This is a genomic window from Leisingera thetidis (assembly GCF_025857195.1).
Lineage (GTDB): Bacteria > Pseudomonadota > Alphaproteobacteria > Rhodobacterales > Rhodobacteraceae > Leisingera > Leisingera thetidis.
This window is the reverse complement of record NZ_CP109792.1, coordinates 88299-102875: the sequence shown is the minus strand read 5'-3', so window position 1 is coordinate 102875 and position 14577 is coordinate 88299. Positions and strand designations below refer to the sequence as shown.

At 60.3% G+C, this 14577-nt stretch carries 8 protein-coding genes; 1 reads left to right on the top strand and 7 read right to left on the bottom strand.

Going from position 1 to position 14577, the window contains the following annotated elements; all coding sequences use genetic code 11:
• Positions 1-366: 366 nt before the first annotated feature.
• Positions 367-1248: a recombinase family protein gene (locus tag OKQ63_RS25310; RefSeq protein ID WP_264214661.1), complete on the bottom strand. Its 882-nt coding sequence runs from the start codon at positions 1246-1248 to the stop codon at positions 367-369.
• 263 nt (positions 1249-1511) lie between these two features.
• Between OKQ63_RS25310 and OKQ63_RS25305 the strand changes: the two genes are divergently transcribed.
• The gene (locus OKQ63_RS25305) at positions 1512-2723 is read left to right on the top strand and encodes a helix-turn-helix domain-containing protein (RefSeq protein ID WP_264214660.1); all 1212 of its coding nucleotides are present in this window, start codon (positions 1512-1514) and stop codon (positions 2721-2723) included.
• Between the two features lie 18 nt (positions 2724-2741).
• Here OKQ63_RS25305 and OKQ63_RS25300 read toward each other — a convergent pair whose 3' ends face one another.
• The 6 genes from OKQ63_RS25300 to OKQ63_RS25275 form a co-directional block, all read right to left on the bottom strand.
• A complete protein-coding gene (locus OKQ63_RS25300; protein WP_434086081.1) occupies positions 2742-3188 on the bottom strand; it encodes a hypothetical protein in 447 nt (148 codons plus the stop codon).
• Positions 3189-3249: 61 nt separating this feature from the next.
• On the bottom strand, positions 3250-5796 hold the full coding sequence (locus OKQ63_RS25295; RefSeq protein WP_264214659.1) for a DEAD/DEAH box helicase family protein: 2547 nt from the start codon (positions 5794-5796) through the stop codon (positions 3250-3252).
• A gap of 1 nt (position 5797) precedes the next feature.
• Positions 5798-7597 (bottom strand): phospholipase D-like domain-containing protein, encoded by a 1800-nt coding sequence (locus tag OKQ63_RS25290; protein WP_264214658.1) that lies wholly within the window; start codon positions 7595-7597, stop codon positions 5798-5800.
• Entirely contained in the window at positions 7594-8805 is a 1212-nt protein-coding gene (locus tag OKQ63_RS25285; protein WP_264214657.1) for a hypothetical protein, read from the bottom strand. Before OKQ63_RS25285 ends, OKQ63_RS25290 begins: the two co-directional genes overlap by 4 nt.
• Complete coding sequence (locus tag OKQ63_RS25280; RefSeq protein ID WP_264214656.1) at positions 8805-12011, bottom strand: UvrD-helicase domain-containing protein; 3207 nt, start codon at positions 12009-12011, stop codon at positions 8805-8807. The genes OKQ63_RS25285 and OKQ63_RS25280 overlap by 1 nt, the downstream gene beginning before the upstream one ends.
• Entirely contained in the window at positions 12008-14554 is a 2547-nt protein-coding gene (locus tag OKQ63_RS25275) for a PD-(D/E)XK nuclease family protein (protein ID WP_264214655.1), read from the bottom strand. Before OKQ63_RS25275 ends, OKQ63_RS25280 begins: the two co-directional genes overlap by 4 nt.
• Positions 14555-14577 lie beyond the last annotated feature (23 nt).

Here is a 14577-nt window from a genome sequence, read left to right as displayed (position 1 = left end):
GTTCTGCCGCCTCTCATGGCCTTTGCTAAGGCTCTTTGTCGTTCTGACGGTCGAAGCCACTTCTGACGCGTTTTGCCGTCAGAATGGAGATGCCACGAACATCTGAGTCCGGCAAGAAGAATCTAGATGTAGTGGAAAAGTTATCCACAGCACCAATTTGGTCGCGCGGGGCTTGCGCTAGATAACGCATTGATTACCAACGATAAAGACCGTGTCTGGCGAATCCGAAACCATTCGAGATATTTTCTGCTCGCGCGAACTAACCCCAAGGCTTTGTTGGATATTTACGTGGCTTTCATCCAATTGAGGCGATGATTCTGGAAGATTTGGGCCGAGCGAACAGAGTGGTTTGCCGACCATTAGCGCCTACAAAAGGCCGAGGCGCTCTGCACGCTCCAGCAGCATTCTGACTGAGGAAGGCTGCCAGCTGGTTCGACCGCGAGGGGTGCGCTCACGCATGGATTCGAGTCGGTCGCAGATTGCCTGCAAGGTGATCTCGGGGTCAGCACCTTTGATTGCGGCGACAATCGCAGGCAGGCGATCGTCGGTTTCGCGACGTCCAGCGCGTCCAAGCACTTCAGCGGGCAGGAACCCGTCCCGCACATATGCCTTCACAGCGCGGAGTAAACGGCTTTGGGTCCAGTGGCGGCCGTGGGGCAGGGGGCCATTAATGATCCGCAGCACATCTTCCCAGGCCATATCCGGCCTTAGGCGCCGCACCTGGGGCACCCAATCCTGCGCTGTCTCGTTCAAGCGCTCCATGTAGCCGTCCTGTCGTGCCAACCGCACCTTGCGCAGCGCTTCAGGGTCCTTGGCGCGAAGACCTGGGTTGCCGCCGACGCGGCCCTTTGAGCGTGCCGAGGCAAGCCCCGCTTTGGTGCGTTCGCGGATCAGGGCGCGCTCGAACTCGGCCGCGGCGCCCAGTACCTGCAACGTGAACTTGCCCTGAGGCGAGGCAGTGTCGATCGGGTCCTGGAGCGAGCGGAAGAACGCCTCCTTGCCCTCCAGTCTTTCGATCACCTCAAGCAAGTGCGACAGAGACCGCGCAAGCCGATCAATCCGAACGACGACCAGCGTGTCGCCCTTTCCAATCCGTTCCAGCACACGTGCAAGCACCGGCCGCGTGCGATTGCCGCCTGAGGCGTGCTCTTCAAAGATCTCGGCACAGCCTGCCGATTGCAGCGCCTCGGACTGGGGCAGGGGGGTCTGATCCTCTGTGGAGACGCGCGCATAGCCTATCAGGGGCATGGAAAAGAGCCGTTTGCAATTTTATATATCGCTAATAAACGACCGTTTGTAAACGCGCGCAAGGGGTGTCTCCCTCGTCGCGCTTAGTTCGGGAAGCCTTTTATCTCTGGGCTGAAGCCCACGAGAGGTGCTCCATCGCTATGAAGAAGACAGGATCCTCGGCCGCCTCTATAGTAGAAGGAAAACGCAGGCTATCAAAGTCCATCGCCAAGCGCGCATAATGGCCGTATAAAGCGCGCATGAACCGATTTCGCCAAACATACATGGACGACGACGGGGTGGCTCTTGAGGACATGGAGGCGTCCGAGGACCGGGATGACGCTGACCTCTGGTTCCTGCCAGGGCCGATGGAGGACGAACCGGATTACCTGCCTCCCGGACCTGCACCTGAGCCGAAGGAATCCGATGTCGTCGATGCCTGGCGCGCGGCCGAGGCCGGGCAGGCGGCGCAGCTCGCCCGTGTTGCTGCGCGCCTGGGGATCCTCGATGAACGCCTGCGCCGCGGCCCGGCTGGCTGGCGGCAACGGCTCGCCCTGATCGAAGCCGCGGATCTCAGCTGGCTCACGCAAGACCGGATCGGCCTCGACCGGCTTTCGCTTTACATGGCGCTGCGGGTTTCGACCGTAACGGATGATGCGCAGGCGCTGCACCGGATCGGCTGGACCGTGCGGCGGCTGACCGTCGGACCCGCGCCGTTGGCGCGTCGGTCAGGTGTGGGCGACCTCGAGACATTCCTTGATCGGCGCGCCCGTCCGGGGCAGGGGGAGCGTCTCGACGAGGCTAAGGCTCCCTCGCGCATGGTCGAGATGGCAGAGCGAGAAGCCTTCGATGACCGGGCCGCCGGATGGCTCGCGATGATGGATCAGGCCGAAGACCTCCACCCCGCAGCGCGGGCCTGCATGGGTTTTCATCTCTGGCACGTCGCGGAGCTTTCACCGGTCGATGACCCGCTGGAGGCCGCAGTGACGGCTGCGCGTGTCGCGATCGCCGATCTCGCGCCGTCGGGGAGCGCGCCCGGCGCGATCTTCGCCCCCATCGCCATGGGCGGGGGAGGGGGCTTCCGCGCGATCGGGGACCCGCCCGCCCGGTTAGCACGCTGGCTGAACGCGATGGAGAGCGCGACATTCGCAGCCCTGCGCAGGCTCGAGGGGATCGAGGCTTGGGCGGCTGCCGCAGAGCGCGCGATGGCTCCCCTCTCGGGCAAGACGCCGCCGATGCTGCGGAACCTCTTCGCAAGCTGGCCGCTGGTCTCAGTACAGATGGCCGAGAAAATGACAGGCACGCATCGGGCAACGGTTCAGCGCAACATCGACTGGATGGACGAGCAGGGTCTCATTCGGGAGGTTACGGGGCAGGGACGATACCGAATGTGGCGGATCGTCGAGCCGCGCTCAACAGAGGCAAATTCGATGCCCGAAAGGCATGATGAACTGCTGGCTGAAGATTTCTTCGATGTGCTGGCCGCGCGCCAGTGATTCCCGGATTTTTTCCCTTCAGGCTTCCGCGTCCCGCAGCTCTCGCAGAGCAGCCAGATAGCGGTTCATGCGGCGCATGTCCTTTTCGGTCAGTGCCGACAGTCGCGAAGCGTTCAGGTTGTCGAGGATGTCGGCCGTTTTGACCCGGCGCGCGATCTTGTTGCCCCTGGCGCGTCGGACGAAGGCCACGTAGACGGCCTCGCTGTCGCCTTCATCCTCGGGCCTCTTCGTGACAAGGCGTAAGGCGTCGAGCACAGTCGGCGAGAAACCTTCTCCCTCAAGGCGCTTGAATGTCCAGCCAGGGCCGTCTTCGACCACGTCATGCAGAACGCCTACGATCCGTTCGTCGTCGGTCTCCAATGACATCATCACCCGGAGCGGATGTAGCAGATACGGCGCGCCGGCCTTGTCGGTTTGTCCCCGATGGGCTTCCGCAGCGATTTCGATGGCGCGTTGAAGGTTCAATAGCTTCTCCTGGTGTATGAATATGATTGTGACCATCCGTTGGTGTTTATGGAACTTCACATCACTCCCATGGCGCAAAGCTTGGCGTGGCTACTATGATACGGTTCCTAAGAGCTTCGAGTTCTGGGGAAATTGCTGCGTGGGTTCCCTGATGCGGCAAAACTTCCCCGTGTAATTGTGCACGCAGCTCCATCCAACGTTCCTTCAGGACCTGCCAGTTGTGATCATCATAGGTTCCGCTGACAACGACAGGATGAATGCGTATACGTGGGGGGTCGCCCTCGGCGTGCCCATGCCAATTATCCAAGTCTTTCAGCCAACAGCTACCCTTGCGGTCCACGCGACCAATCTGTTGTTCGACAATACCCGGGTTCCATTCTGCATGCAGTATGACCACGGTGCGGCAGGCTTCATGCAGGTTTAACCCCTCTCGCCCAACGCGGGACTGAGCGAGGAGCACCATTGGCCAGCTGGAGGCGCGGTTGAATGCGGACTGCAACAAGCGGCGTGTTTGAGGTAGGGTCGCGCCAGACATCATACGGGCAAAATTGCCCTCGCGCCCAGAAAAGTCCTGAAGATACGAGGCCAGCCTGGACTGCAAAACACTGTCGTTTTCTTGCTCTTCATCGGTTGATAATTCATCCAGCAGCCCTTTGAACAGCGCTAGCATTTCGTTGCCGGACCACGGTGCGTCAGCGCTCGCACGCCTGTCGCCAAGCGCCTCCAGTAGTGCCCCGATATCGCCTTGCAGCTCTTCACCATCGTCATCTTGGCGCAAATAGCCAACCAACAGCGCGGCGGTATCATCCTGCGGTGCTAGGGCTTCGATTTCACGATGCAGCCTTGCAAGCTCTGTTCGGCGCGCACTGGACCATTTTCGATATCGCTCGGTCAGTATCTGGTTGATCGAAGTGATACCGCCTGTCGTCACACAGAGATCAGGGTCATTCATGGCGGCAAGAACGGCGGGTTCGCTCTCGTCCCGTACTTTTGAGGCCGGCCAGTGCCGTCCATCTCTGAGCCGCCGGAGCATTTCGCGCGCGTCCAATAGGCGGGTCAGCGCATCCATCGGAGCTATGAAACGCCCGAAAACGAGAACCTTTTCGTGCCGTTCGACATAAGACTCGATCAGTCGAACAGCGGCTAGTATCGCAGGATGGGTGTAGATATCCGCGGGCTGGCCACGGAAGGCATCGAACCAGAATGACTGCGGGCCTTCTAACTCATCGTCCTGCGGCAGCTGTTCAGCAGTTTCGGATTCGGGCGCGAGACCAAAACCGTATCCTTGGGCGACCGAAAGTCTTACACGCTTCACGCGATGGTCATCCTGCGGCAGGATAGAAAGCGCTTCAGCGGCACAAAACCGACGCAGCCAGTCGCGCGTGAACCCCTCCGTTGCGGGAGATACTTTCAAGTCTTCGACGATGCGATAATCTCCATGCGCTTCTTGAAATGCGCGAATCTGTGGGTCGTGGCGCTTGTCACGCCGCAGGACAAACGGGCGCAGGGCGTGCTGGAAACGCGAGGAAGTGCTCTCGAAACCTTCGGTCAACGGGTTATCCAGTTCCTCGATCTGGATGCGTTTGACCACGTCGACATAGCCGCTGATCCATTCGGCGAGTTCGGCGAGCGAAGTAACATCCTCGCCGTCGTCCCGACCGCTGATCCGACCTAGTGTGTCAATCCATTGAGCAGAATCCAGTTCAACAGGCGTGGCCGTCATCCCGAGGCGGAATGGATCATCGGACTCCCAACTGACTGGCCCGAGAATGCGCGAAAGGCTGGAATCCTCCCCACGGGCCTTGTGGGCTTCATCAACGACGATCAGGTCGAACCGACCCAGCCCGTACCCTATGAGTGGAAGGATCTTGCGCTTGTATTCATCGGCCGCAAGCCATCGGTGGTCGCCGGCCAAATCATCGAGCACGCTCCGACACAAACCGTGTTCAATGATAGTGTCGGCAATCGTGCGGGCGGCGCGGCGGGTGGCATGGACCTGGCTGACCTCACCACGGTGAAAGCTGTTGCGCATGAAATTGCGCCGTTGCCCGGCCAGCAATCGCGCAACATTCGGAAGCAATTCACGCCGCCATCCACCTGCCGGACCGTCGCTTGGATTCGGGAAGCGCATCGCTGCAAAAGTATGAGAGATCATCAAGACCTCTTCGTCGGCCCACCCCTTTTGGGGTAATTCGCGTTGCTGCCTACGGTTCCTTAGCCAGTCCTTGTGTTTGCGTTTGTGTTTTTCATTTCCTTCGGCATCTTCTTCAGTGAGGAAACCTGCGATAAATCCGTCATAGCTGCGCAACGGTAGCAGAGTCTGGTCATCAGGTTGAAATAGCCTCAGTTCCTTCTGCCACTGCACGCCCAACCCAGCAGGGAGCACAATCGCAGCTCTGCCGCCCACGTTGCGAACTGCTGAAATGAGTGCAACCGCTATTCGGGTTTTGCCCATCCCGACTTCGTCGGCCAGCAAAGCGGCCCGCTGACCGGATCTGATCCGCGCAGCAAGTTGCGCAACAGATGCGCGCTGTCCAGCATCAAGCGGTTCATCCGTCTGTTGCGACGCGAGCTGCTCAAGATAATCAGCCGCCTTCATCCAATCCATGTCACATGCCCTCGTCAGCCCAAAGCGACGGAAGGTCATCGATCTTCCATTCCCGAGCTACAGCCTTCAACGATTGTTCCAGCAGGGTCAGGTCGATATCGTCAGGGCACATCCGCGGGTCCATTAGTGCCGGCAAGGGATTTGCCTTCGCATCGCGAAAAAAGCCAATCATCGGCTGCTCCTGCTTGCAGATCGCGCGCAAGGTGTGACGCAGTTCTCGACACCAACGCTGCCAATCTCGCGGGTCAAGTCTTGCCTGGGTCTCGCCGAGCCGCACCAGAAGGCTCATCATCCGGCGAATAGCATAGGTTGCGGGTGGCAAATCCGGGGTATCCGAGGCTTCCACCATTGGCTCACCGCCTTCGGGTCCGTCATCGGGCTGATCTGCGTCTAAGGGTTCTGGGAACGCCTGCAGGCCGGCCAAGACGTCTTCCACTGTCAATTCGGATGGCCGTGGCACAACAAGCACGCCCTCCGCGATCACGGGAACGCGCCAGCCACCATGTGTCAGCGTGACAACGGCTGGAGCAGGTGCAGGCCAGATGCAGGGCGTGGGGCACGATGCACCGTCCGGACCTATGACATCCAGAACAATCCCGCCTGGCGCACAAAGCGTATCATCCTTCCAGTTCAACCAAGACGCTGGCGGCAGGGTTTCAGGCTCTTCGGGGGGCACAAACCCGCTGCCAGACTGTAGCTTCGAAGGCTCGACGGTCTCGTTGAACTGGATTGGCAACAGGGTCGCAAAACCTTGCTTGCTGTTCTTTCGGCTGCGCCATTTCAAGCCTTTGGGAAGATCGACGACAACCCCCGCTTCAAGATTGCCACCCGCGCTGGCGGCCTTTTCAAATCCGTTCCGGCTGAGATTCCCCGACCCTAAATAGACGCGCCCAACGGCCTCGTCGTGACCTGCGCCGAGCAATACAAACTTAGCGTGAAGTCGCCCGTCTTCGCCATGCATAGCGGAAATCGGGCACCGGAGATTCCAACCGACCGCGGTCAGGGCCGGGCCACGCATGGCCAGACCTTGACAGGACATCGGGTTCAGAAACAGGTCCAAAGTCGCAGATTTCTTCAAGAGCTTTTCTTTGACCAGCTTCTTGCGAAACCTCTCAGGCAGCCCCGCGCCACCATCGCCTTCTGCTTCAAAATAACCGGATCCAAGGATTAGGCGATCTGCCTTTTTTCCTATTCCCAGTCGATCGACGACCTGAGGAAGCAAAGCCTTAGACCGGCTGTCGATGAAGCGTGGCTGCAAGGTAGAGGCCGGAAGGCGCTCAATCTCGTCCTCCAGCTGCGCATAGGGTAGTGCGCCGTCATATTCCCGTTCGATCAGCGTGCAATCCCCACGCTGGCGCAGCCATTTGAACATGTTCCAGGCCGCCCGAATATCTGCGATATCCTGATCTCTCGGATCATCGGTCTGAAGGTCAATTGACCAGAACAGGTCAATGCTGTCCGTCAAAGGGTCTTGCGTCCAGTTTCCCGTGCTGACCGCGAGCCTGATGATATATCCATCTTCATCGCGCTTGCGAAATCCCAGCAAGGCAACCTTGGCGTGCAACAGGTTGTAACCTCGATCCTGCGGCCGCATCCACATCCAGGCTAGACCCGATATGTCCGAAATTGCGTTCATTGTCGGGTGAATGAACGCGGCTAGTACGGGGCGCGCCATTTCGCCAGTAAAGCTGCGCCGGATCTGCCCCATCACCTTGGGCGTTGCCGTAAAACCGCAGAAGAAACCGAAATCCCCGAAACAATCCTTGGGCGGCATGAAGAGGGTGATAAGCGTTGTGTTCATGATGCCGGTTCTTCACCTGCTGAGACCCGACATCCCGGGTTCACATCGCCGTTCAGTTCGGTCGCAAGGCAATGAAGATTGAAAAGTCGGAATAACTGAGGCGCGAACTCGGCATCATTGACGGATTCGTCTGCATCGATGCTTGGCATCTCGCCGGCCGCTGGTCCCAGACCGATACGATCGTCTCGCCACCTGATCACCGTTCCATCGCGATCGGCCAGCTTTTGAAGAAGCTGTTGGTCGGGCAAATCCCGGACCTCTGAAAGGAATTTCCGGCTGCTTGACTCATCTGCTGCGTCAATTCTGGCGCCCAGCTGGCGGGCGCATTGGCGAAGCGCCGCGAGGGGCTCGCCCACGGTTTTATTGGCCTCGTCCAAGGGCAGCCAAGCAGCCTCATTGGCATCGCGAAGCTGAAGCAGACTTTCTTCCAAGCGATACAACACCGCCAGTGCGGCACTGCGTAAATCCATGAAAGCCGCCCCCGCGCGCAGGTCCGTCCAATGGTCGGTAGTTATCCCGCTGAGCGGTTCGACGGCATCGAGCTGGCCTGCACTGGGCCCGGTCTTGAGTGCCACGAGTGCACGCCGACGCGACGTTGACGGATCATCTCCTCCGACAAGCCGAGCCAAGATCAGCTTACGCACATCGGGTGGGACGGCAGCATTTGGCGACAGGTCTTCAATTACCTTATTCAAACCATGAGGGGATCCCCCATGTGCCCATGCGGCCAGAACACGACGGTAGTTTGCCATCACTGGCAGGTTTAGCATCTGCGCGCCTGCGGTGTGGATGGTGAAAGCACCAAAGCGACTGCCCCGCACAAAACCAAGCGCGACCAGCGGTTGCACCATGGCCATGCGGATGGGTTGAACCACATAGGTGCCGCGTCGTTTGAGATTCTTGAAACTCCAGTCTTTCAGCCCTTGCATCTTGCGTAGACCGCGCACGCGACGGTCCGCCAGGCCCTCTTCGGTGGCCTTTCGCATCATCAAAGCCTCGACGGCGTTGCCGACTGGCAAGGCCGATACACCTAGCTCCTCGGCAATGGACACCGCCAAAACCGACCAGAGAATCGGCATCGGAAACCACATGCCACCCAAGCCTGGTACTGAACGATCGTTGAAGTGCTGCACGGCGCTGGCAAGGCCCAGGTTCTGCTGCCTGCGCTGCGTAATGATGGTGTCAGGCGCGAGTATTCCCCAGGGCATCAAGAAGTACTTTCTTGATGCCCGTGGGCAGGAATAGAGGCCAGGTCCAGAAAATCCAGCCGTCCATGATCAACCCAAAGTACTGCCACGCCATTCAATTCGTACGTCGGGAATACGTTTCGGACCAAGTCGGCATAGGCAGAAAGCTGCGGCCAGTAGAGGCCAAAACCCTCACCCGCACCGCCGGTCTTGTGGTCGATCAAAAGACAACCCCTCGGCCCAACTGCCAGCAGGTCGATCATTCCGGGAATTTCCGCACCCTCTTTAGTACGTGCTAGAAGAGGGATTTCACAAAGCAGATCGGTGTAGCCATCGGCCGCAAGCCAGGCTTTCAGTGCAGCTGCTCGCTCCGCGACCAGCGCTAGGGTTGTATCGTCCAATCCGGTAGCCTTGGGCAGGGATTCAGTCAGATCAGGACGCGTCAGACAAGTCCGCAAGGCAAGATGGATCGCTGTCCCACGGGCCGCGTCACTAACTGTACGGGACCATGGTGTTCCCAATTTGATACCCTGGCTTTCTGGTGCAGACAGGGCCGTGGTAGCTTGCGATGGCTGCAACCTCCAAGGGGTCAAGTCCACAGCAGGCAAGGGGGTATCGCGGCCGAGCCGTGGTGTATCCGTGATCTCGGCGTCCGAATACGCGGTGAAGCCCGCGTGTTCGGGCAACTGCCTGATGATGGCCGGACACTCAATCCCGCCGATGCGCAGTGTATCAGCACCGATCTGCGGCGCGCAGGCATCCGTGAAAACATGGAACAGGCACTTGGCTTCCGGAGCTTCCTCATCACGCTCTTTTAGGAAGCCTGGCCACTCCAACACCAGCCGATCCCGTGCCCGGGTCATGGCGACGTAAAGAAGGTTCTTCGCATTTGCCTCGAAATCCGAGCGCCGATCCTCAATGAACCGCCGCTCGGCCTCCGGGGCGGCAAATCCTGGCGTGTGGATCAGTGCGGCCGAGGAGAGCACGGCGTCCATATCGTCGATCTCGTGAAGCGCGGTGAACCGGGTCGCGGTGCTGCCCGGCCAGTCTTCGATCCCGTGGTCGAATTCCGCAACCACGGTGATCGGCCATTCACGCCCCTTGCTGGCGTGCCATGTGACGATCTCGACCGCCTCGGCGCTGTTGGCGGCGGGGTCGGGACGGCGGTCGAAATCGCGCTCGCTGGCGCGGGCATCCAGCCAGCCAAGAAACACCTTGGCGCTTTCGCCATGGAAACCGGCTGCCGCCTTGAGATCACTGTGCGCGGATTCGAAGTCGTTTGCTTCGGCTTCAAGCCGCAGAAGGTCTGCACGCGCCTGTGCTGGGTCGGGCTGACGGTCAGCCCAGATACGCAGCCCAGAAGCATTGATCACCAGGTCCACTGCATCGGAAATCGGCAAGCGAGCAAGGCGGTCCGACAGCGCCGCCAGGCGCAGGAGGACCGGATCATCCTCCAACCGCCCTTGGATCTGCGCTTGCATGGCGGCTTGTAGGCTGAGCGGATCGGGGCCGAGGGTGCGCAGGACCAGCGCGGCATTCGTATCGCTAGGGTTCGCGGCATAGCTGAGCGCCGCGCGAGCCGCCTGAACAACCGGGCTTGTCGCCCAGCCATCCTCGGCAATGCGGACAGGTACGCCGCGAGCGCGCAATTCCTCGGCATAGCGGGCTGCGGTCGCGTGCCGGCAGACCAGAAGAGCGATGTCAGAGGGGCGCACATTCCTCGGGGCCTTGCTATGCCGGTCGGTGATCGTTTCCCCCACCTGCAAGATCTGGGCGATGCGCTCTGCAACATGCTCTTGCGGCTTCGAATACTTTCTTACCCCGCGGCCTTTGACGATGTTCAAAACCTCTAAGGCAGGACCGGACACAGGATCACGCGTCGGGGCTAACGGGTTGTAGCCTGCGCCAAACAGCCCGGCGCCCATAGCATTGACGAAGTCCATCACCGCCGGTGTAGACCGCCAATTGCGGTCAAGGGGCTGCGTCGCATCGGGGTTGGCCGCCGCCAGCGCCTGAGACAGGCGCGGATCAGCGCCCTGAAAACCCATGATCGACTGTTTGACATCCCCTACCAGCAGGGTGCGTGGCGCGCGGGCACCGAGCTGCCAGAGCAGCGCGAATTGCACCGGGTTGGTGTCTTGGAATTCGTCGATGATGACGCAGTCGATTTCATCCAGCACGGCCTGTCGCACTGCCGGATCGGTCCGCAATAGCCGCTCGGCGCCTGCAATCATGTCGGCATAGTCAATCAGCCCAAGCGCCTTTTTGCGTGTCTCATAAGCTTCCATCACTTCCTGCGCACAGGCGATCAGGCACTGAAAGTGCAGCTTCGCATCGGCCAAGGGGCCGGGATGTGAAGGCAGCACCTCGGCAGCCTGCATGATCGCAAGAGCAAGGTCATCGTAGCCCTCTGGCGTTTTCGTACGGCTGTTCGAAGTGAAGAGACTGCGCAGGGACTGCCAAAGGCTCCAGTCCCGATCCAGCATCGCCGGATCACGTTCGACACGGCGAAACAGGGCCAGATTGTTTTCCAGCGTCTCGCGGGGGCCCTTGGCTGTGACGCCGTCCATGCCACCGTCCGGAAAGGCCGTGAGCATGGTAGCAACCGCCTTCGCCAACGCATCACGGGCGGCTATGGGGTCTGCGATCACCTTGCCGTAGATTTCATCGAGCCGTGTTAATGCGGGTACGATCAGCCCGGGATCACGGCCTTTGTCGCCGAGCCCCCGCAACAGGTCGATCATCGACAGAACCCGGCCCCGTAGTGAATCTTCGACCGTTTCGCCTTTTTGCCAGTTGGGCTGATATCCGAACCGCTCGGGTTCAGCCTTGATAGGATCAAGCGATTTCGCATGGGCCAGCGCCTGCCGGATCAGCAGCTCGCGTTCAGCATCGCCAAGGTGACGGGGTTGCAGCGATGCACCTGCTGCCAGCGCATGTTCCGTCAATAAACGCAGGCCTAAGCCATGGATGGTAGAGACATATGCGCGCTCCACGGCCATAGCCTCGGTGACCAGCCCGTCCGCCAGAAGACCCGCCCGGATACGTTCGCGCAATTCGCCCGCAGCGGCTTCGGTAAAGGTCACCGCAAGGATGCGTTCGGGTCGTACGATCTTGCGCTTCACCCAGTCAGAAAGCTGGGTCTTGATACGATGGGTTTTTCCCGCGCCCGCGCCGGCGGGAACGATGACCAACCCTCGGTCTGAATCTGCTCCGTCCATGGTCATACCTCCTCGATCTGGCGGATGAACGCGGTAACCAGGGTCGAACCATCGGTCAGCGCATAGGGCGTGAATCCTGCTTCTTTCTTGAAAAAGCCCTCATCGGCTGAGGTATTCAGCACCACCCGGCCGGCCCCTAGCTGCGCCAGCCGTTCAGCAAGCATTGCAACAGCCGCATCGTTGACGGCGTCGCCCATGTCGCGGGCGGGAGATCCTTCTGCAGGCACATGCCCGGAGGTTAAGAGCCCACCATCATTCATAAGGTGATAGGCAATACCGACCTGTCGGCCAATCAGCGGGTCCATCCCGTCGCCGTCGCGCCGGATAGGACGGCCGAGCATGTCTCGGTATAGCCCTGCTTGCAGATCCCACCCGGCCTCCATTCGCCTGCGCCGGGCCGATGTGCCGCTTTTCTTGTGATCGACGACAAGCAGCGTACCGTCCGGCAACTCAAGGATCGCATCAGCCTTACCGTGCAGGTTGATGCCATGCGCCTCACCCGCCAGCCAGATCTCGTTGCCGATGATTTTTGCGCCAAGCGCCAGCAGATGTTCGCGCCAGCGCAGCGCCGCCTGAAGGATCTCACGCTCGAGCCCGCTGCGCTCCATTTCCCATGATGCGCTACGCAGAAACCCAGCATGGCGGGTCAGCGCTCGATCATAGGCCTCGGCAACTGCAGCGGTCAGTGCCGCAGGTTCTGGCAGGGGTTGGTCCTTCAGGAACACATGTTCAAACACGTCATGGGCAATGTTGCCTTTGGCCATCACATCGAGTTCCTCAGCGGACCAAGACATGTCGCCCGCGCCAACTTCGTCCAGAAGCCATGCCAGCGGGCTGACCAGAAGTGTTTCCAGCCGTGAGGGTGACTGAGGTTTGCTTGTTCCGTCATCTTTGCGACGGAGCGCCAACAGGTCGAGGCCTGGGAACGAGAGCGCCTCGGGGAGTTCGTCCGATTCCGGCAACGGTGGCAGACGGTGATGTGCCACAGGCCAGTCGCCAGGCGGCAGGCGCGACAGGTCGAGGATCAGATCATGAGCTTCTTCTACATCCGATATTGCGCGTGCGACCAGTGATAGCCCAGCTGAAGGTTGCTGCCGCACGCCCGACAGATCGCGCCACGGGACCAGAAATGTCACAGACTCCGCAACCGCCTGAAGCTGCTGGTCAAAGAGGAAGAGGCTTTCGGCCAAACCCTCTGCCCTCCCGCGAAGCTGCAAACCGGTGGTGGTTCGAATTGCAGTGATTTCGCTGTCCAGAAACAACGGGTTGGCGCGAGGCCGGGTCGGATACCGACCGTCGGTGAAATCCGTGACGATCAGATGTCGGCATTGCCGCCACGGAGTTTCGTGCGCAGACCAGAGGCTTACACCTTCAAGGTTGCGCTCTGGATCGGGACTTGACGGGGATGCAATCTGGATACCGCGCAGGATAGCTTCCCAGTCTGGGCTACCCTCGCCGGGCGGGATCGACAGACGGGCTCGAACCTCGTTCCCTTGCGCAATGCGCTCACAGATACGGTCGATCAGGAAACGCAGTTGCGCAAGGCTGCCGGCTGAGGCGCGCATGTCCGTCCAGAGGTCTTTGTGCGCTTGGGTGGGCGAAAGGACATCGCCGCGAAAGTCACCATTCATAATGCTTTCGGCAAGGTCGCGCCCGGTTTGGGCTGACCATGGCATCAGCGGTGACAATGCGAGACTTGCAAGGACCATCGCAGGTGTGGGTGTGCGCTTGGCTAACGCCAGTTGAAGTGCTGTTTCACCAACGATGTCGCGCTCTGGCAGGCTGACGGGAAGTCCGGAAATCGGCACGCCCTGCTCGGCAAATGCACGCGCGATCTGGCGTTGGTCACCAGAGGCTAGCACAGCAATCTCCCGCGCCGCGATACCGCTTTCGATCAGGGCACCCGCGCGGGCGGCGGCAAAATCAGCGCAGGCAGCCACATCGCGCAGACCATAAAAGGCGAGACTGCCATCCTTTGGCCCGGCCTCGATTGCTGTCTCGGCTACCCCACCCTGCAAAGCGTGCAGCCGCGATCCTTCACGCGCCGCGCGCGCCTTGGCGGGCGCAGCCACAGCCCCGAATTCATCCTTAAGTCTTCCATAAAGTGCCTTCATCGCGGCTGGTGCATGCGGGTCAAGGGACCCTTCAACAACCGGCAATGGGTCAAGAAACCGCCCATGCGGCAGGTCCAGAACATGGCGGACCGCGGCCAGCCCCTCGGGCAATGCGTCACCCAGCTTACGCCAAAGTGCGATCAGAGCATCCAGATGTCGTCCTGCACGGCTGTCGCCCATCGCGCCCCCTGATGGAACGCGCAGATCGGCAGTGGCCAGCACCAGACCTTCCAACGCCGCGCTGACGGCCGACATTGTCTCGACCGGTGCATTGGCCAAGCTCTCTTGCCACACCGGGTGAGGCTCTTCCGCTATCACTCGCCCCGGCGCCCATTCTTGGGCTTTGGGGGCAAGTGATAGCTCTGCAAGACTGGTATCGGTCAGACGATAATGTAGGCCGGAGCGGGGATCGGCGACGAGAAAAGGGTAGAACATGGATTTCGGGCTCACTGTGCAAA

What these genes read in the sequence shown, in the direction of transcription:
- OKQ63_RS25280 (WP_264214656.1), bottom strand. Translation starts at nt 12,011, where the DNA reads ATGACCATGGACGGAGCAGATTCAGACCGAGGGTTGGTCATCGTTCCC.
- OKQ63_RS25310 (WP_264214661.1), bottom strand. Translation starts at nt 1,248, where the DNA reads ATGCCCCTGATAGGCTATGCGCGCGTCTCCACAGAGGATCAGACCCCC.
- OKQ63_RS25275 (WP_264214655.1), bottom strand. Translation starts at nt 14,554, where the DNA reads ATGTTCTACCCTTTTCTCGTCGCCGATCCCCGCTCCGGCCTACATTAT.
- OKQ63_RS25305 (WP_264214660.1), top strand. Translation starts at nt 1,512, where the DNA reads ATGGACGACGACGGGGTGGCTCTTGAGGACATGGAGGCGTCCGAGGAC.
- OKQ63_RS25295 (WP_264214659.1), bottom strand. Translation starts at nt 5,796, where the DNA reads ATGGATTGGATGAAGGCGGCTGATTATCTTGAGCAGCTCGCGTCGCAA.
- OKQ63_RS25285 (WP_264214657.1), bottom strand. Translation starts at nt 8,805, where the DNA reads ATGCCCTGGGGAATACTCGCGCCTGACACCATCATTACGCAGCGCAGG.
- OKQ63_RS25290 (WP_264214658.1), bottom strand. Translation starts at nt 7,597, where the DNA reads ATGAACACAACGCTTATCACCCTCTTCATGCCGCCCAAGGATTGTTTC.